This window comes from Tenacibaculum piscium, from assembly GCF_021390715.1.
Taxonomy (GTDB): domain Bacteria; phylum Bacteroidota; class Bacteroidia; order Flavobacteriales; family Flavobacteriaceae; genus Polaribacter; species Polaribacter piscius.
On record NZ_JAJGWT010000007.1, the window covers coordinates 95,592 to 113,084 of the forward strand.

Genomic DNA, 17,493 nt, shown 5'->3' on the forward strand with positions numbered 1-17,493 from the left:
AATTCTATGATTTTTTAAATGAGTTTTTAAAATATTCCGAAAGTTACTAAATTTGCGCTTTACAAAATAAATTTGTTCCATAATTAACATAGCTTTATAAAATTTAAAAGATGTTAATTAAAAATTTAAGATATCGGTATCCTTTTTTTTAGTTAAAAATAAACTTTTACGTTCTTTATTTACAGATGCTTTAATTAAATTTTGTTGTTCCGAAAAATGCCTCATTAATACATTATTTTGTATTTCGATGGTTTTAAAATCAGCAATATTTTCTATTTCTAAGTAAAAAAAGACAATATCACCATCATATTCTTTACCGATAAAATTATAATGTACTTCTTTTTGATTGATTTTTAGTTTAAAATGTTTTTTTAAATACTTGAAAAACAAAGTATCAGAATTTTTTAATTCATTTTTTGATACGAGCTGTAAATCTACATTATATTCTTTATTGATGGCATTTTCGATATCATCAATAAAAACATTCATAATTATTTGTACCGATTTCGTTTCTGGTTTATAGTCGATTTCTGTCAGTGAAATATAATATTTATGAACGCTAAAAGAGAGTAGCGGAAGTATCAATAGTAGAATTATAAATTTTTTCATGGTTGTTGTTTTATTTCGTTTTAGAAGCTGTTATAATTGATAATCGGCTGGATATTGTTTTTTAAATAATTCGGCTTTGTTTTTTAAAAATCGAATCATTGTTATCGCTGTTGAATTATAAATTTGATTGAATTTTTCATCAGTAGTGCAAAAGTAAATGAATTTATAAACGTGCGTTTCTTTGATGTTATATTCTTTTATAATCGATAAAGTATAGGTGTTTTTTATTTTTTTGACTTTTTTTTCTAAATTTTCAATAGTTTGTAATTTTTGTAATTTTTTTATTCTTCCAGAAGCACTATTAAGTAAATAATCTAGAGAAAGTATATTTTTTGCACCCATAGCGGTATATAATTTTCTTTCTGTGGATGTTAAAATTTTAGAACCTGCGTAGGGTAAATTTAGTGTTTTTGCGTTTATGATTTGCGTGTTCTTAATGTTTTTGATATCCGAAGTTAAAGAACCTGTTAAAGAATGTTTTTTTAGATATACTTCATCTAATTTATATTTTTTTTTATTTAGGATAAATATGTTTTTTTGCATTCCGAAATGTATGTTTTTCACTTCAAAAATAATTGTTTTATAACCGATACATGATATTTTTAAAGAATCTGTTGGTTTGGCTAAAATTTTAAATTCGCCATTTATAGTGGTGAAAGTCCCTTGTTTTGTGTTTAAATTAATGATGTTTACATTTTCTAAAAGAGTTGTTTTATTACGAACATCGGCATATAAAAATTTTCGATATGTGTTGTTTTCTTGAGCTTGAATCTTAAAAAAAACTCCAGAAAAAAATACTAGAAAAAATCTTATAATTAGTAATTGTTTATTTTTCATGATTTTTTATTTTTTAGTAATTTTTAATACATCAAGAAATAAAATAAGTGTAAAACAAAGAACTTTTAATTTTCGTTAAAAAATCTTAAAAATAATTTAAAGTAATGATAAATTTTGTTAATTTGACCTATGAAAAAATTAATAATCGCAAGTACATCAACAGTTCACGGGAGTGAATATTTAGGATATTTATTGCCAACATTAGCTGTTTTCTTTGAAAAAGCACACACTATTTTGTTTATTCCCTACGCAAGACCTAGCGGGATTAGTTACGATACATATACCGAAATTGCCCAAAAAGCATTTGCTAAAATTGATAAAAAAGTGAAAGGAATTCATGAATTTGAAAATCCGAAGCAAGCATTACAACAAGCCGATGCTATTTTTACAGGAGGCGGAAATACGTTTGAATTAGTCAATCAACTGTATAAAAAAGATGTAATTGACACGCTGAAAAATGTGGTCGAAAACGGAACTCCCTATTTAGGAACAAGCGCAGGAAGTAATATTTGTGGCGTTACCATGATGAATACTAATGATATGCCAATTGTATATCCGCCAAGTTTTAAAACCTTAGCATTTATTCCTTTTAATATCAATGCACATTATTTAGATCCGATTAAAAATTCGAAACACATGGGCGAAACTCGTGAAACCAGAATAAAAGAATATCATATTTTCAATGAAACGCCCGTTTTAGGCTTACGAGAAGGAAGTTGGTTAGCTGTAACAGGAAATCAAATCGTTTTAAAAGGAAATTTACCAGCACGGTTATTTCAAAAAGATAAAGAACCTATCGAATTAGCCATGAAAACGGAACTAAATGTATTGCTAAACTAAAATAGGTGTCAATTTTTAATGGTTTTTAATGGTTTTTGATAGTTTTAACAAGATAAATTCAAATGAGTTACAATCTAAATCATATGAGCAAAAACGAAACGTAATAGCCTTGTATTTTTGTGGTGTACTAATTAATTAAAAGATGTTAAAACGGTAAGCATCTAAAAAATAATTTGCCACTAACTATTAAATTAAAAAATTATGTACAATTACACAGAAGAAGTAGCAAATCAATTAAACAGTTTATTAGAAAAAAATTATGATGCAGAAAAAGGATACAGAACTGCCTCAGAAAATGCTAAAAATAATAATCTGACGCTTTATTTTGAACAAAAAGCGAATGAACGTAAAAATTTTACTCAAGATTTAAAAGCTGAAATTAAAAACTTTGGCAAAACTCCAGAGCAAAATGGTAGCTTAACAGGTTCTGTTCATAGAGTTTGGATGAATACAAAATCTTTTTTATCACCTGAAACAGATGAAGCAATGCTTGAAGAAGCATTAAGAGGTGAAAAATCAGCACTTGAAGAGTATGACCAAGTAATTAATTCGAAAGAAGTATTGCCTAAATCGACAACACTTATTTTAGAAAATCAGCGTAATATGATTTTAAAAGATGCCGTAAATATCAAAAGATTAGAAGATCTAAAATAAAATTCCGGATCAATTTTTAATTTAAAAAACTCAAATCATCTGATTTGAGTTTTTTTTTTGAACTTTTTTGAACTTTTTTAAACTGATATCATGACTCTTTAATTTTTTAGATGAAAAACAATAGAATATTTATCAAACATAGTATTTTTGTTGGATGAATAAGAAATTTTTATATATCAGTTTATTGTTTATTTTTATCATTTTTGGAAGTTGTAAAACATCACAAAAAATAGTAGAAGAAACAAAAACATCCGAAATACGCCTGAAGTTTTTAAATGAATTTATTGTGAAAGATTCCTTGAATTTTAAAAATACCATCATCGGAGGAATTTCAGGAATTGATTTTGCGAATAATCAATATTATATGGTCGTGGATGATGCCAAAAATCCACGAGTTTTAATTGGTGATATTATCATCAAAAATGACAGTATCAAAAATGTAAACTTTAAAAATTGTATTCAAATAAATAAAAATAGCCACTTCTATAAAAACAATATTTTAGATTTAGAATCGGTTTTTGTAACCCAAAATAAACTCAATTTAGTAAGTGAAGGAAGTATTCGTAATGGCAAAAACCCAACAATTTTTACCGTGGATACGGTAGGAAATTTTCAAGGAAAAATAACAATTCCCGATTATTTTAACGCAAATTCAAACGCAAAACCAAAACATAATGGCACGTTTGAAAGCTCGTCAAAAAGTTTCGATAAAAAAGGATTTTGGGTCGCTATGGAGGCGCCACTAGAAACAGATGGCGAAGAACCGACATTTCATAAAACACAATCGCCAATACGAATTACGTATTTCGATAATCAAACCAAAAAAGCAACCAAACAATTTGCGTATCAGCTAGAAAAAATTGATAAACCCGCAAAAGGAAACGTCAATTTAAACGGCGTTACCGCAATTCTGGCATACAAAAAAAATACCTTTCTTATTGTGGAAAGAAGCTATCAAAGCGGTTATGGAACTCTCGGAAATACCATCAGAATTTTTAAAGCAACAATCAATGAAAACTCAACAAATACCTTAGAAATTCAATCGCTGAAAAAAGAAAAATATATCCCACTTAAAAAAGAATTAGTGTTCGATTTTAAATCAATTCAACATCAATTAACCCATGAAATTATCGATAATATTGAAGGAATTACCCTCGGAGAAAAATTGTCGAATGGAAATAATTCGCTAATTTTAGTTGCTGATGATAATTTTCAAGTATATGGAAAGCAATTAAATCAGTTTTTATTGCTCGAAATTCAAGAAAAATAAGACCAACATGATAAGCAAACTTAAAGAAAAATCAATCCAAAAATTTTATAATAAAACGATTCTAAAAGCACAGAATAAAGAACAACAACAATATAAAATTAAAAAAATCGCTGTTTTGCTGGATAATCCATCCATAGAAAATAAAATTATTGCTGATTTAACAACTAAATTTCCCTTTCAAAAAGAAAATATAACCGTACTTATTTACAAACCTTTTGAAAAAAAAGACAAAAATAAAGAAGAAAGTCAAGAAGAAAGTCAAGAAGAAAATCAACAAGAAAATATAAAAATTTTTACAGAAAAAGATATTGGCTTTAAAGCAAGTTTGAAATCAGACAATTTAAAAAATTTCGTTAAAATTGACTATGACGCACTGATTAATTACATAAAAACACCAAACTTATATACCAATACAATAACTTTGCTATCGCAAGCCCGTTTAAAAACTGGTTTTGCAAATATTGATGAACGATTATATAATCTCATAATTGCCGATGATGGCTTTGATGAAACGATTTTAAATCAGGAACTAAAAAAATATTTAACCATATTAAATAAAATATAATGCAAAAATTTGTTGGTACAGGAGTGGCTTTGGTAACGCCTTTTAGCGAAGATTTAAGTGTCGATTTCGACGCACTTAAAAAATTAGTAAATTATAATATCGATAACGGAACAACTTATTTAGTTATCAACGGAACTACGGGCGAAAGTGGTACGATAACAAAACAAGAAAAAAATGAAATTATTAATACTATTGTAAATGAAAATAAAAATCGTTTGCCATTAGTATTAGGCGTTGGAGGAAATAATACGCAAACCGTAATTGAGGAGTTAAAATCATTAGACTTATCAGCTATTGATGGAATATTATCCGTCGCTCCGTATTACTCGAAACCAACACAAGAAGGATTTTATCAGCATTTTAAAGCCATCGCTTTAGCTACAAAAAAACCAATTATTTTGTACAACGTGCCTGGTAGAACCGCTAAAAATATGGAACCAGCAACCATTTTACGATTAGCAAACGATTTTAACAACATAATAGGCGTTAAAGAAGCAGGAAATAATCAGCAACAATATTTAGAATTACTAAAAAATAAACCCAACGATTTTTTAATAATATCTGGTGATGATGATTTAGCATTAGGTGTTGTTTTAGCAGGTGGAGCTGGCGTAATATCCGTAATAGGACAGGCATTACCAAAAGAATTTTCAACCATGATTCAGTTAGGATTGGACGGAAAAAATAAAGAAGCCTATCAAATTCATTATCAATTAATGGATATTGTTAGTTATATTTTTGAAGAAAATAATCCCGCAGGAATTAAAGCCGTACTATTAAAAAAAGGTATTTGCGATGATGCCGTTCGTTTACCATTAGTAAAAGCATCCGAAGAATTACAAACAAAAATATCAGATTTTATAGACGCATTATAGTATTTTAGAGATAAATAGATGATAAATAATTGTTTATTTACATAAAATCTAAACAAAAATTACACTTATAATAGACTACAGTTTTTTAATTGTAGTCTTTTTTTTGCATCTTTGTATAAATAGTGCGTTATTTATAATCAATAAAAATAATCAAAATAAAAAATATGTTATCAAAAGTAATAGAAAGTGCCTTAAACAAACAAATTCAAATAGAAGCACAATCTTCACAAGTATATTTATCAATGGCTTGTTGGGCAGAAACACAAGGTTTTGAAGGAGTTGCACAATTTATGTACGCTCATTCTGATGAAGAACGTATGCATATGTTGAAATTAGTGAAGTTTGTAAACGAAAGAGGAGGACACGCAAAAGTTTCTGAATTGGTGGCGCCACCAAGTGAATTTGGCTCGTTTAAAGATATGTTTCAGACTTTATTTGACCACGAAGTAATGGTTTCGGAATCAATTAATGACCTCGTACATATTACATTACAAGAAAGAGATTATGCAACGCATAACTTTTTACAATGGTACGTATCAGAACAAATAGAAGAAGAAGCATTGGCAAGAAATATTTTAGATAAAATTAATTTAATTGGCGACGATAAAGGTGGTTTGTATTTGTTTGATAATGATGTAAAGTTAATCGTAGCGCAAGGAGCAGCCGCTAACAACGCGTAATAATCAACAAATAACATTAACAAACAATTAGTAGTTTTTTCAAAATTGTATAACTTTTTTATGCTTTATTGCAGTATGCTATACTTAGCGTAAAAAATCGTTTTAATAATCCATAATTAATCACTAATTTTGCAAGATGCAAAAAATTAAAAACTTAGCGTATTTAGTTCTAATGCTATTGATCTTATCTTCATGTGGAGAATATCATAATGTATTAAACAAAGGAAGTGTTCAAGATCAATATAAAATGGCAGTGAAAATGTACGAAGCACAAAAGTACAGCAAAGCTATCCGTTTATTTGAAAAAGCAACACCTGCATATCGAGGAAAACCGCAAATGGAACGTATTCAATATATGGTTTCTCAAGCTAATTTTAATGAGAAAAATTATAGTTTAGCAGGATATTATTTTGATAGATTCTCGAAAAATTATCCGAAAAGTTCTAAAAAAGAAGAAGCTGCTTTTTTATCAGCATTAAGTTATTATAAATCGTCACCAGGTTTTAGCCTAGATCCTACGGGAATAAACAAGGCATTAGAATCTTTTCAAGTATTTATTGATGCGTATCCTGATTCTGATAAATTGCCAGAAGCAAACAAATATTATACAGAATTACGTGGTAAATTAGAGAAAAAAGCATTTGAAATTGCTAAAACATATTATAATACAGCAGGGTATGATTCTCGAAATTATCGTGCAGCAATCGTAGCTTTTGATAATTTATTATCTGATTATTTAGGAACAAAATATAAAGAAGAAGCGCTATATTTTCGATTAAAGGCAGCGCACGATTTTGTGATGAAAAGCACGCAACGTAGAAAAGCTGAAAGAATTAAAGTAGCCATAAAAGCATACGACAAATTAAAAAGAAGTTTTCCTAAATCAAAATTTTTGGAAGATTCGAATGAAATGTTAGCCGCTTTAAATAAAGAACAAGAACAATTAGTTAAAAGTTAAAAAATGGATTATAAAGAAACGAAAGCACCCTTAAGTACTATTACTTATAATAAAGAAGCTATCGAAGCTCCAACAGAAAATATTTATGAAGCTATTTCAATTATAGCGAAAAGAGCGAATCAAATTAATGCAGATTTAAAAAGAGAATTAGTTGATAAGTTAGATGAATTTGCTACTTATAACGATAGCTTAGAAGAAGTTTTTGAAAACAAAGAACAAATAGAAGTTTCTAAGTTTTACGAGCGTTTACCAAAACCTCACGCTATTGCTGTCGATGAATGGTTGAACGGAAAAATTTATTACCGAACTCCAGAAGCAGAATAATATGCACGTACTAGGCGGTAAAAAAGTTTTACTTGGTATTACCGCAGGTATTGCGGCATATAAAACAGCGAACTTAGTTCGTTTATTTATAAAATCTGGCGCAGAAGTTAAAGTAATAATGACTCCTGCGTCTAAAGATTTTATAACACCACTTACACTTTCTACACTTTCTAAAAATCCTGTTCATTCTACTTTTTATGAAAAAGAAGCGGAAAATGAATTGTGGAATAATCATGTTGATTTAGGACTTTGGGCAGATATTATGCTCATTGCTCCAGCAACCGCAAATACCTTGTCGAAAATGACAAATGGTACTTGCGATAACTTGTTGTTAGCAACTTATTTATCTGCAAAATGTCCTGTGTATTTTGCTCCCGCGATGGATTTAGATATGTATCAACATCCATCAACCAAAAAAAGTTTAGCAACCCTACAAGACTTTGGAAACATTTTAATCCCAGCAACTTCTGGTGAATTAGCTAGCGGATTAATAGGCGAAGGACGCATGGCTGAACCTAAAGATATTGTTGCTTTTATCGAAAATGATTTTTTGTCGAAATTGCCATTGCGTGGAAAAAAAATACTAATTACCGCAGGACCAACCTATGAAGCTATCGATCCTGTACGTTTTATCGGAAACCATTCTTCAGGAAAAATGGGGTTTGAAATCGCTAAAACAGCCGCCAATTTAGGCGCTGAAGTTTTTTTAATCGCAGGACCTTCGCATCAAAAAGTAACACATTCTTTTATTGATAGAATTAATGTGAAATCAGCACAAGAAATGTATGATGCTTGTCATCAGTATTATAAAAATGTTGATGTCGCAATTCTAGCTGCTGCAGTTGCCGATTATCGACCAAAAAATATCGCTACGCAAAAAATAAAAAAGAAAGATGCTGCTTTAGTTATCGAATTAGAACCTACCAAAGATATCCTAAAATCTTTAGGACAAGAAAAAACAACACAATTATTAGTCGGTTTCGCCTTGGAAACAAATAATGAAATCGAAAATGCAAAAAGTAAAATCGTCAAAAAGAATTTAGACCTAATTATACTCAATTCATTACAAGATAAAGGCGCTGGTTTTGCTACCGATACCAATAAAATTACCATTATTGATGCCGATTTTAATCAAAAACCATTTGAATTAAAATCTAAAAAAGAAGTATCTGTCGATATTATAAACGAAATTCTTAAAAGAGTTTTGTAAATTGTCAGCTCAAGTGACGTTCAGTTAAATCACTTGACCTAACAAATTAAACTTATAATAAATGCGTATTTTTTTATTTTTAATGATGATTTTATCATCAATTTCTGGGCAATCGCAAGAATTAAATGCGTTGGTAACCGTAAATACCGATAAAGTTCAAAGCAGTAATAAACAAGTCTATGAAACACTTCAAAAATCATTAACCGAGTTTATTAACGAAAAACAATGGACAGATAAAAACGTTAAACAACAAGAACGTATTAATTGTGCTTTTACCATTATTATTAATGAACAAAAGGGAAATAATTTTAGTGCAAGTTTACAAGTACAATCCACACGACCTGTATATAATACAAGCTATGCAACGCCTATTTTAAATATTAATGATTCCAATTTTAATTTTAAATATACCCAATACGCTCCATTAATTTTTAATCCAAATAGCTATGATAGTAATTTAGTGTCTACAATCGCTTTTTATGTGTACACAATTTTAGGTGTTGATGCCGATACTTTTGCTTTAAAAGGTGGTACGGAATCGCTTAAAATAGCTGAAAATGTCCTATTACAAGCACAAGCTAATGGAGAAAAAGGATGGCAAAATAAGGTCGGAAAACAAAATCGTTTTGCGTTGATTGATAATTTATTATCTTCAAAATTTAGTGCTTTACGTAGTATTTATTACGGATATCATAGAAATGGACTTGATAATTTTGCTGATAAAGAACAAATAGCAAAACAAAAAATCGCTGAAAATATCATCAATTTACAAAAAACACATAATATCGCGATAGGAAATTATATGATTCGTGTCTTTTTAGATGCCAAAGGTGATGAAATATCAAGTGTTTTTACCGGTGGTACATCAGTAGAAAATACCCAGAAAATGCTCGCTGTTCTAAATAAAATTGCGCCTACCTATAAAAATAAATGGAAAAATATCAACTAATTTAGCTACAATAAATAAAAGAGTAGGTAGTTTTTTAAGTATCACAATTGCGTATTAATTACTACGGATTAGTGTTAAAATAGAATTCAAAATTTTATGCATTATTTATAATAAAACGCTAAAATGAAAAAAGAAACATCAAAAGAAGTATCAAAAGAAACTACAGAAAATACAGGATTAGAACATTATTTAGACAATCATTATATACATAGAAGTAATTGGTTGAGAGCCGCTGTTTTAGGGGCAAATGATGGAATTTTATCAACCGCAAGTATTGCAATTGGTGTGGCCGCAGCAAGTAATTTTAGAGAACCAATTGTATTGGCAACATTAGCAGGATTAGTTGCTGGAGCTTTGTCGATGGCAGCTGGAGAATATGTTTCGGTAAGTTCGCAAACAGATGTTGAAAATGCAGATATCGAACGTGAAAAACTAGAATTACAGGAAATGCCTGAAATTGAATTGCAACGACTTGCTGAAATATATCAAAAAAGAGGACTCAAAGTAGAAACAGCACAGATCGTAGCAAAAGAATTAACCGAACATGATGCATTAGGAGCACATATTAGAGATGAATTAGGAATTAACGAAATCAGTCAAGCCAAGCCGATGCAAGCCGCATTAGCATCTGGAGCCGCATTTACCATTGGAGGATTGCTCCCTTTTTTAGTAACAGTTTTTCTTCCATTAAAAAGTATGGAATATTCACTCTATGGTTTTGCATTGTTTTTTCTGATAATTCTAGGAGCATTAGCCGCTAGAGCAGGAGGTTCAAGTATTGTAAAAGCAGTTTTAAGAATTACCTTTTGGGGAACAATCGCTATGGGATTAACAGCCCTTGTTGGATACCTTTTTAATGTAAATATTAATTAATTTTTTACTTATTTCGTAGTCTTTCTAGTAAAATTAAATATGTCTTTTTTTAGAGCCTGTTTAAATTTTATCTAAAAAAATAGATGCAAAAAATTACGGAAAGGCGTTAAAGTTTCTTGTTAAAAGGAACTAAAAATAATACTCAAAATAAATTTACAGAATATCTAAAATATTTAGCATAAATAATTGATGCTTTTTAATAATTTAATTTATTAAAATTACATACAAAATCCGTACTTTTAGTTCTTATAAATCAAGAAATTTGCTTACACACTTATCTATACATAATTACGCACTAATCAATCAGTTATCGATTGATTTTAATAAAGGGTTATCAATAATAACAGGAGAAACAGGTGCAGGGAAATCAATATTATTGGGCGCTTTAGGCTTGGTGATGGGAAATCGTGCCGATTTATCATCCTTGAAAAATACCGAAAAAAAATGTATTATCGAAGCCAAGTTTGAAGTCGGAGAATATGATTTGAAAAACATATTTCAAGAATTTGATATTGATTATGAACAAGAAACAATCATAAGACGGGAGATTCTTCCTTCTGGAAAATCAAGAGCTTTTGTAAATGATACGCCTGTTCGATTATCAATTCTAACAACCTTAAAAACAAGATTAATCGATATTCATTCGCAACATCAAACAGCCGAATTATCCGATACAAGTTTCCAGTTTTCCGTTATTGATGCCTTGGCTAAAAATAAATCAGCAATAATTGCCTATAAAAAAAATCTGAAAATTTATACCCAATTAAAAAAAGAACGTAAAATTTTAGAGGAAGAAACCTTAAAATCAAAAGAACAATACGCTTATAATTTACATCTTTTCAATGAATTTGAACAAACAGCATTAGTTGCTGGCGAACAACAAATCATCGAAGAAAAATTAGAGAAACTAAATAATATTGAAGAAATAAAAGTTAGCTTATCCGAAGCACTAGAAATTGCTGTAAACGATGAAATTGGATTGCAAAATCTATTGTATTTATTAGAAAATAATCTGCAAAAAATAAGCGAATATTCAAAAAGTTATCAAGAAATAACAAGTAGAGTTACCAGCATCAAACTAGAATTAGACGATGTTGTTACCGAATTAGAAAACGCTAATGAAGATATAGGTTTCAATCCCAATGAAATAGAAGAATTAAATGACCGATTACAAGTAATTTATAATCTTCAGAAAAAACATTCGGTAGCATCTATCGAAGAATTACTCGTTATTTATGAAGCATTGGCGAAAAAGGTAGCTCAAGTGGAAGATTCTGGTACTTTAATTGACGCTAAAAATGCTGAAATACATAAAATCGCTCAAAAATTAGACGAAATTGGACTTGTAATCACAAAAGCTAGAAATAAAGCAATTCCAAAATTACAAAAAGAATTAGAAGGTTTGCTTTCAGAATTAGGAATGCCAAATGCTCGTTTTTCAATAACATTAAATCAGTCGAATCAGTATTTTTCAAATGGAAAAGATAGCCTAGATTTTCTGTTTTCAGCAAATAAAGGTGGGAATTTTGGCGAACTTAAAAAAGTCGCTTCTGGTGGAGAATTATCGAGAATTATGCTATCAGTAAAGAAAATTTTATCAGAAAATATACAACTTCCAACCATTATTTTTGATGAAATTGATACAGGAGTTTCTGGTGAAGTTTCCAATAAAATTGCCAAAATAATGCAAGATATGAGCCGAGAAATGCAAGTAATAACCATTACGCATTTACCGCAAATTGCCAGTAAAGGATTGCAACATTATAAAGTGTATAAAGGTGAAGAAAATGGCGTAACAACTTCTAATTTAAAATTACTTTCTGATAAAGAACGGATTATCGAAATTGCAGAAATGTTAAGTGGAAAAGAGGTGTCTGAAAGTGCGTTAATTCACGCAAAAGAATTGTTGAATTAGAAAAACAATTTTAAGAAAAATATTATAAAAGCATAAAATAATAGCATATAAAAGTATAAAATAAATATGTACAATTTATTAAAAGGTAAAAAAGGTATTATTTTTGGGGCTTTAGATGAAAATTCTATCGCTTGGAAAGTTGCCGAACGTGCTTGTGAAGAAGGAGCAGAATTTGTATTAACTAATTCTCCGTCAGCAATACGTTTAGGAAATATTGAAGCATTAGCCGAAAAAACAGGTGCATCACTTATTCCTGCTGATGCAACTTCAATCGATGATTTAACCCATTTAATTGAAAAAGCAACCCAAATTTTAGGCGGAAAAATAGATTTCGTTTTGCATTCCATAGGAATGTCGGTAAACGTGCGTAAAAAGCGTCCTTATACCGATCCAAATTATGATTTTACCGCAAAAGGTGCCGATGTTTCTGCGGTTTCATTTCATAAATTAATGAATGTTTTATATCATAAAAAAGCCATGAATCAGTGGGGAAGTATCGTTGCGTTAAGCTATATGGCGGCACAACGTGTGTTTCCAGATTATAACGATATGGCGGATAATAAAGCGTATTTAGAATCAATTGCTCGTAGTTTTGGCTACTTTTTTGGACGAGATTATAAAGTACGTGTCAATACGATTTCGCAATCGCCAACGCCAACTAGAGCAGGACAAGGTGTAAAAGGTTTCGATGGATTTATTGCCTATTCCGACAAAATGTCGCCACTAGGAAATGCAACCGCTTTAGAATGTGCCGATTATACCATATCATTATTTTCTGATCTAACAAAAAAAGTAACGTTACAAAATCTATTTCATGATGGCGGATTCTCTAACATGGGCGTAAGTACTGCCGTTATGGAAAAATTTACAGAAGAATAATTCTAATAACTTTAACAATCCTTAAAAATAAGATTAAAAGGCAAATCGTTAAATTTGCATTTTAATATTTTAATATGAAGCATATTTTAGACATAGCACAAATAGAACAGGAATTAACAACTCTAAGAACCCAATTAAAAGAACATTCTTTATATCATTCCTTAAAAAATATTAATGATGTAAAAACATTTATGGAATCACACGTTTTTGCAGTTTGGGATTTTATGTCGCTATTAAAAGCGTTACAACGCAACTTAACGTGTACAACTTTGCCGTGGCTTCCTGTTGAAAATCCTAAAACAGCACGGTTTATTAATGAAATAGTTTTAGGTGAAGAAACCGATGTAAATGAACTAGGCGAACCTAAAAGTCATTTTGAAATGTATATTGATGCCATGAATCAAGCAGGCGCAAGTACGCAAGAAATAGCTGTTTTTATCGACCAAATTATCGAAGGAAAATCCATAGAAAAAGCATTAGATAAAACATCAATATTACAAGAAGTAAAAGATTTTGTCTTATTTTCTTTTGAAGTTATTCAAACCAATGCACCGCATATTATTGCCTCGAGTTTTACCTTCGGACGAGAAGATGTAATTCCTGATATGTTTCTTGAAATTGTTAAAAATACTCAAGAAAATGAAAATTCAAATTATACAAAATTAAGCTATTATTTAAACAGACACATCGAATTAGATGGCGATGAACACGGTCCTTTGTCCTTAAAAATGATTGAAGAATTATGCGGAAATGATGCCCAAAAATGGCAAGATGTTTTATTTTATGCTAAAGAATCGTTACAAAAACGTGTAAATCTTTGGGACGGAATTACAAGACAAATCAATCAAATCAATCAAAATTCGTTGCATTAATTTTTTAAGTACATTTAAGATGTAAATTAAGTTTAAAATATCAAATGACGTTGAAATTTTCCATAATAGTTCCTGTTTATAATCGCCCAAAAGAAATTAAAGAATTATTAGAAAGTCTGACAAAACAAACGTTTTTAGAGGATACTTTAAAAGAGACTCTAAAAGAAAATTTTGAAATAATTATTGTTGAAGATGGTTCTGAAAAATCATCTGAAAAAATTGTAGCGAAATATAAATCAATATTAAATATTGCCTATTTTTATAAAGAAAATAGTGGGGCAGGAGCAAGCCGAAATTACGGAATGCAACGGGCTTCAGGAAATTATTTTATCATTTTAGATAGCGATGTAATTCTTCCCGTACAATATTTATCCGAAGTAAAAAAAGGCTTAACAAAAAAATATACCGATGCTTTTGGAGGTGCCGATACCGCACATGAAAATTTTACAGCTTTGCAAAAAGCGATTAATTATTCGATGACATCGGTGCTGACAACAGGCGGAATTAGAGGCAAAAAAAAAGGAATTGGAAAGTTTCAGCCACGGAGTTTTAATTTTGGAATATCAAAAAAAGCCTTTCTAAAAACTGCTGGATTTTCAAAAATGAAAGCAGGTGAAGATATTGATTTGACTTTTCGTTTGTGGGAAAATGGTTTTGAAACACAGTTTCTAGAAAACGCTTTTGTGTATCATAAACGCCGAAGTACGATTCGTCAATTTTTTAAACAAACCTTTGCTTTTGGAACAGCTCGTCCTATTTTAAATGCAAAATATCCCGAAACAGCCAAAATAACGTATTGGTTTCCGAGTTTGTTTATGGTCGGTTTTCTGATGAGTATTTTGTTTCTTTTCTTCGGATTTTGGCAATTTTGTGTTTTTTATGTAGGCTATTTTACGGCTATTTTTATAGATGCTTATCTGAAAAATAAAAATTTATATATTGCTAGTTTAAGTAAATTAACAACATTTGTACAATTTCTAGGCTATGGATTGGGGTTTTTACAATCTGAATTTAGGTCATTTATGTCAATATTTATAAAAAAATAAAGCACTCAATTTAGTTTGAAATATTCTTTGTTAAATTTTCTTTTGAGTGCTTTTATGTTGAGTTTAAAAATCACTTTGTTCAATAATATATTCCATTAGAGAATTATAATTTTCTTTTGTGTGGGTTACTTTTTCAAAGTTTTTAGAACTATTAAAATAATAAGTTTCTTGATTTTTTGTAGCCACAGACCAAAAATTTTGACCTTGATATTCAACGCCTTTATTAAAAGAAAAATTAGATATTTCTTTGTTAGAAATTTTTTCTTTGCTGATTTTCAGAGCAGCTGTTATTTGTGAGGCAGAAAATTCAAGATACGAATCATTATTGTCATTATTTTGAGCACTTAATTTAAAAGTTGTAGCTAAGAAAAAAAGAGCAAGTAGGTATATTTTAATCATTTTACTTATTTTTACTCGTGTTTATGTATTGTTTTTTTATTTAAATTATTGTCAAAATATTTTCTGTTGGACGTCCGATTACAGCCTTGTTTTCTTCTTTATTGATAACAATTGGACGTTCAATTAGTTTTGGATTTTCTACCATTATTTTGATAAGTTGTGTGTCTGATAATTCGTTGTTTTCAAATTGTTTTTTGAAGTTCTCTTTCCAGATTTTTTCATTTTTACGAACCAATTCAATCGGATTTATATTTAAAAGTCCTATAATTTCTGATAATTCTTTTTCAGAGGGAACATTTTCTAAATATTTAATAATTTCGAATTCTTTTTTTGAATTTTCTAGTACTTCAACGCCTTGGCGAGATTTTGAACAACGTGGATTGTGGTATATTTTAATCATTTTATTTAAAGTGATTTTGAGAGGTTTCGTGTAGTTATATTTATTTTTTTTGTCCGTTTAGCATTAAATATGATTTTAAAAACGGATTAATATTTCCATCCATAACGGCATCAACATTTCCTGTTTCGTGTGCTGTTCGTACGTCTTTGACTAATTTATACGGATGCATTACATAGTTTCTAATTTGGCTTCCCCATTCGGTTTTTAGTTTTCCTGCTTCGATATTTTCTCTAGTTGCTAATCTTTTTTGCAGTTCGATTTCGTATAATTGTGATTTCAGCATTTTTAAAGCGGTTGCTCTATTATCGTGTTGCGAGCGAGAATTGGAACATTGAATTTGAATACCGCTAGGTTTGTGAGTCAATTGTACTTTTGTTTCTACTTTATTCACATTTTGTCCACCAGCTCCGCTAGAACGTGCGGTAACAATTTCGATATCCGCAGGATTAATATCAATTTCAATAGTGTCATCAGCCACAGGATACACGTACACCGAGCCAAAAGTGGTGTGTCGTTTTCCGTTGCTATCGAAGGGGGAAATTCGTACCAAACGATGTACGCCATTTTCTCCTTTCAACCATCCGAAGGCATAATCGCCAATAACTTCAAAAGTAACTGTTTTTATGCCAGCAACATCGCCTGCCTGATAGTTTAATGTTTTTAAGGTAAATCCTTGTTTTTCAGCCCACATCGAGTACATTCTCATCAGCATTGCTACCCAATCGCAACTTTCCGTACCGCCAGCACCTGCGGTAATTTGAATAGTTGCACTTAAATTATCACCTTCATCAGATAGCATATTTTTAAACTCGATATCTTCTAAAAAAGTACTTGTTTTATCAAATTGTTCGATAACTTCTGAGGCATCTACGGCATCTTCTTTGTAGAAATCGTATAATACAGCGAGGTCTTCATTCATTGAAATAACTGATTGATAATCACTTACCCATTTTTTTTTAAAACGGAGTGATTTCATTACCTCTTCAGCTTCTTTTGGATTACTCCAGAAATTAGGATTGGCTGTTTTTTCTTCTTCGTTATTAATTTCAATCAATTTTTTATCAATATCTAAATATTTTTTTAGTTTGCTGATGCGTGTTGTTATATTTTTAAGCTGTTCTTGTGTAATCATACGGCAAAAATACATTTTAAAATGATAGTTAAAAACAGTAATTAGGTAATAAATAATTTGATTTGGAGCTATTTCCCGCTTTCCGCACTCGCTTTTTTTTTGAAGAAAAATCAAAAAAAAGAGCTCAAACAGTTGCTTCAATCGGGGCTAAGCTTCTTTATGGTATTTTTTTTTAGCTATAAAATTATTTTTAATCAAGAATATTT

Annotated in this window: 20 protein-coding genes; 15 read left to right on the forward strand and 5 right to left on the reverse strand. The window is 29.9% G+C overall.

Going from position 1 to position 17,493, the window contains the following annotated elements:
- Positions 1–117 precede the first annotated feature (117 nt).
- Positions 118–609: a DUF6702 family protein gene (locus L0U77_RS08300; protein WP_233884958.1), complete on the reverse strand. Its 492-nt coding sequence runs from the start codon at positions 607–609 to the stop codon at positions 118–120.
- A gap of 30 nt (positions 610–639) precedes the next feature.
- Positions 640–1,446, reverse strand: a complete 807-nt coding sequence (locus L0U77_RS08305; RefSeq protein WP_233901011.1) for a carboxypeptidase-like regulatory domain-containing protein — start codon at positions 1,444–1,446, stop codon at positions 640–642.
- Between the two features lie 129 nt (positions 1,447–1,575).
- Between L0U77_RS08305 and pepE the strand changes: the two genes are divergently transcribed.
- The 15 genes from pepE to L0U77_RS08380 all read left to right on the forward strand — a co-directional run bounded on the left by pepE (position 1,576) and on the right by L0U77_RS08380 (position 15,356).
- A complete protein-coding gene (gene pepE, locus L0U77_RS08310) occupies positions 1,576–2,286 on the forward strand; it encodes a dipeptidase PepE (RefSeq protein ID WP_233901012.1) in 711 nt (236 codons plus the stop codon).
- 201 nt (positions 2,287–2,487) lie between these two features.
- Positions 2,488–2,940: a ferritin-like domain-containing protein gene (locus L0U77_RS08315; protein WP_101917107.1), complete on the forward strand. Its 453-nt coding sequence runs from the start codon at positions 2,488–2,490 to the stop codon at positions 2,938–2,940.
- A 154-nt stretch (positions 2,941–3,094) separates the two neighbouring features.
- The gene (locus tag L0U77_RS08320) at positions 3,095–4,210 is read left to right on the forward strand and encodes an esterase-like activity of phytase family protein (protein ID WP_233901013.1); all 1,116 of its coding nucleotides are present in this window, start codon (positions 3,095–3,097) and stop codon (positions 4,208–4,210) included.
- Between the two features lie 7 nt (positions 4,211–4,217).
- The gene (locus L0U77_RS08325) at positions 4,218–4,775 is read left to right on the forward strand and encodes a DUF6913 domain-containing protein (RefSeq protein WP_233901014.1); all 558 of its coding nucleotides are present in this window, start codon (positions 4,218–4,220) and stop codon (positions 4,773–4,775) included.
- Positions 4,775–5,650 carry a 4-hydroxy-tetrahydrodipicolinate synthase gene (gene dapA, locus L0U77_RS08330; protein WP_101917104.1) on the forward strand — a complete coding sequence of 292 codons (876 nt, stop codon included), beginning with the start codon at positions 4,775–4,777 and terminating at the stop codon, positions 5,648–5,650. The genes L0U77_RS08325 and dapA overlap by 1 nt, the downstream gene beginning before the upstream one ends.
- A 164-nt stretch (positions 5,651–5,814) precedes the next feature.
- Positions 5,815–6,330: a ferritin gene (locus tag L0U77_RS08335; RefSeq protein WP_101917103.1), complete on the forward strand. Its 516-nt coding sequence runs from the start codon at positions 5,815–5,817 to the stop codon at positions 6,328–6,330.
- Between the two features lie 136 nt (positions 6,331–6,466).
- A complete protein-coding gene (locus L0U77_RS08340; RefSeq protein WP_101917102.1) occupies positions 6,467–7,288 on the forward strand; it encodes an outer membrane protein assembly factor BamD in 822 nt (273 codons plus the stop codon).
- A gap of 3 nt (positions 7,289–7,291) precedes the next feature.
- Positions 7,292–7,612, forward strand: coding sequence for a DNA-directed RNA polymerase subunit omega (locus L0U77_RS08345; protein WP_101917101.1), 321 nt, complete (start codon positions 7,292–7,294; stop codon positions 7,610–7,612).
- A 1-nt stretch (position 7,613) separates the two neighbouring features.
- The gene (coaBC, locus tag L0U77_RS08350) at positions 7,614–8,822 is read left to right on the forward strand and encodes a bifunctional phosphopantothenoylcysteine decarboxylase/phosphopantothenate--cysteine ligase CoaBC (RefSeq protein WP_233884966.1); all 1,209 of its coding nucleotides are present in this window, start codon (positions 7,614–7,616) and stop codon (positions 8,820–8,822) included.
- A 61-nt stretch (positions 8,823–8,883) separates the two neighbouring features.
- A complete protein-coding gene (porD, locus tag L0U77_RS08355) occupies positions 8,884–9,771 on the forward strand; it encodes a type IX secretion system protein PorD (protein ID WP_233898979.1) in 888 nt (295 codons plus the stop codon).
- 123 nt (positions 9,772–9,894) lie between these two features.
- On the forward strand, positions 9,895–10,644 hold the full coding sequence (locus L0U77_RS08360) for a VIT1/CCC1 transporter family protein (protein ID WP_233901015.1): 750 nt from the start codon (positions 9,895–9,897) through the stop codon (positions 10,642–10,644).
- A gap of 262 nt (positions 10,645–10,906) precedes the next feature.
- Positions 10,907–12,559 carry a DNA repair protein RecN gene (recN, locus tag L0U77_RS08365; protein WP_233861852.1) on the forward strand — a complete coding sequence of 551 codons (1,653 nt, stop codon included), beginning with the start codon at positions 10,907–10,909 and terminating at the stop codon, positions 12,557–12,559.
- Between the two features lie 66 nt (positions 12,560–12,625).
- Positions 12,626–13,438 (forward strand): enoyl-ACP reductase FabI, encoded by an 813-nt coding sequence (locus L0U77_RS08370; RefSeq protein WP_101917095.1) that lies wholly within the window; start codon positions 12,626–12,628, stop codon positions 13,436–13,438.
- A gap of 74 nt (positions 13,439–13,512) precedes the next feature.
- Positions 13,513–14,310, forward strand: a complete 798-nt coding sequence (locus L0U77_RS08375) for a DUF3050 domain-containing protein (RefSeq protein WP_233901016.1) — start codon at positions 13,513–13,515, stop codon at positions 14,308–14,310.
- Positions 14,311–14,354: 44 nt separating this feature from the next.
- Complete coding sequence (locus L0U77_RS08380; protein WP_233901017.1) at positions 14,355–15,356, forward strand: glycosyltransferase family 2 protein; 1,002 nt, start codon at positions 14,355–14,357, stop codon at positions 15,354–15,356.
- Positions 15,357–15,419: 63 nt separating this feature from the next.
- Here L0U77_RS08380 and L0U77_RS08385 read toward each other — a convergent pair whose 3' ends face one another.
- Genes L0U77_RS08385 through prfB form a run of 3 tightly spaced genes read right to left on the reverse strand, consistent with a single transcriptional unit; the run spans position 15,420 to position 17,287 of the window.
- Complete coding sequence (locus L0U77_RS08385) at positions 15,420–15,755, reverse strand: hypothetical protein (protein ID WP_233901018.1); 336 nt, start codon at positions 15,753–15,755, stop codon at positions 15,420–15,422.
- 40 nt (positions 15,756–15,795) lie between these two features.
- The gene (gene arsC, locus L0U77_RS08390) at positions 15,796–16,155 is read right to left on the reverse strand and encodes an arsenate reductase (glutaredoxin) (protein ID WP_233897197.1); all 360 of its coding nucleotides are present in this window, start codon (positions 16,153–16,155) and stop codon (positions 15,796–15,798) included.
- A 40-nt stretch (positions 16,156–16,195) separates the two neighbouring features.
- Positions 16,196–17,287, reverse strand: a complete 1,092-nt coding sequence (gene prfB, locus L0U77_RS08395) for a peptide chain release factor 2 (RefSeq protein WP_193700010.1) — start codon at positions 17,285–17,287, stop codon at positions 16,196–16,198.
- Positions 17,288–17,493 lie beyond the last annotated feature (206 nt).

Excerpts from the sequence above, each read along its gene's own strand:
- L0U77_RS08375 (WP_233901016.1), top strand. The coding sequence starts at position 13,513 with ATGAAGCATATTTTAGACATAGCACAAATAGAACAGGAATTAACAACT.
- L0U77_RS08325 (WP_233901014.1), top strand. The coding sequence starts at position 4,218 with ATGATAAGCAAACTTAAAGAAAAATCAATCCAAAAATTTTATAATAAA.
- L0U77_RS08340 (WP_101917102.1), top strand. The coding sequence starts at position 6,467 with ATGCAAAAAATTAAAAACTTAGCGTATTTAGTTCTAATGCTATTGATC.
- arsC (WP_233897197.1), bottom strand. The coding sequence starts at position 16,155 with ATGATTAAAATATACCACAATCCACGTTGTTCAAAATCTCGCCAAGGC.
- L0U77_RS08360 (WP_233901015.1), top strand. The coding sequence starts at position 9,895 with ATGAAAAAAGAAACATCAAAAGAAGTATCAAAAGAAACTACAGAAAAT.
- dapA (WP_101917104.1), top strand. The coding sequence starts at position 4,775 with ATGCAAAAATTTGTTGGTACAGGAGTGGCTTTGGTAACGCCTTTTAGC.
- L0U77_RS08385 (WP_233901018.1), bottom strand. The coding sequence starts at position 15,755 with ATGATTAAAATATACCTACTTGCTCTTTTTTTCTTAGCTACAACTTTT.
- porD (WP_233898979.1), top strand. The coding sequence starts at position 8,884 with ATGCGTATTTTTTTATTTTTAATGATGATTTTATCATCAATTTCTGGG.
- coaBC (WP_233884966.1), top strand. The coding sequence starts at position 7,614 with ATGCACGTACTAGGCGGTAAAAAAGTTTTACTTGGTATTACCGCAGGT.
- L0U77_RS08315 (WP_101917107.1), top strand. The coding sequence starts at position 2,488 with ATGTACAATTACACAGAAGAAGTAGCAAATCAATTAAACAGTTTATTA.
- L0U77_RS08300 (WP_233884958.1), bottom strand. The coding sequence starts at position 609 with ATGAAAAAATTTATAATTCTACTATTGATACTTCCGCTACTCTCTTTT.
- prfB (WP_193700010.1), bottom strand. The coding sequence starts at position 17,287 with ATGATTACACAAGAACAGCTTAAAAATATAACAACACGCATCAGCAAA.
- L0U77_RS08320 (WP_233901013.1), top strand. The coding sequence starts at position 3,095 with ATGAATAAGAAATTTTTATATATCAGTTTATTGTTTATTTTTATCATT.
- L0U77_RS08345 (WP_101917101.1), top strand. The coding sequence starts at position 7,292 with ATGGATTATAAAGAAACGAAAGCACCCTTAAGTACTATTACTTATAAT.
- L0U77_RS08305 (WP_233901011.1), bottom strand. The coding sequence starts at position 1,446 with ATGAAAAATAAACAATTACTAATTATAAGATTTTTTCTAGTATTTTTT.
- L0U77_RS08335 (WP_101917103.1), top strand. The coding sequence starts at position 5,815 with ATGTTATCAAAAGTAATAGAAAGTGCCTTAAACAAACAAATTCAAATA.
- pepE (WP_233901012.1), top strand. The coding sequence starts at position 1,576 with ATGAAAAAATTAATAATCGCAAGTACATCAACAGTTCACGGGAGTGAA.
- L0U77_RS08380 (WP_233901017.1), top strand. The coding sequence starts at position 14,355 with ATGACGTTGAAATTTTCCATAATAGTTCCTGTTTATAATCGCCCAAAA.
- L0U77_RS08370 (WP_101917095.1), top strand. The coding sequence starts at position 12,626 with ATGTACAATTTATTAAAAGGTAAAAAAGGTATTATTTTTGGGGCTTTA.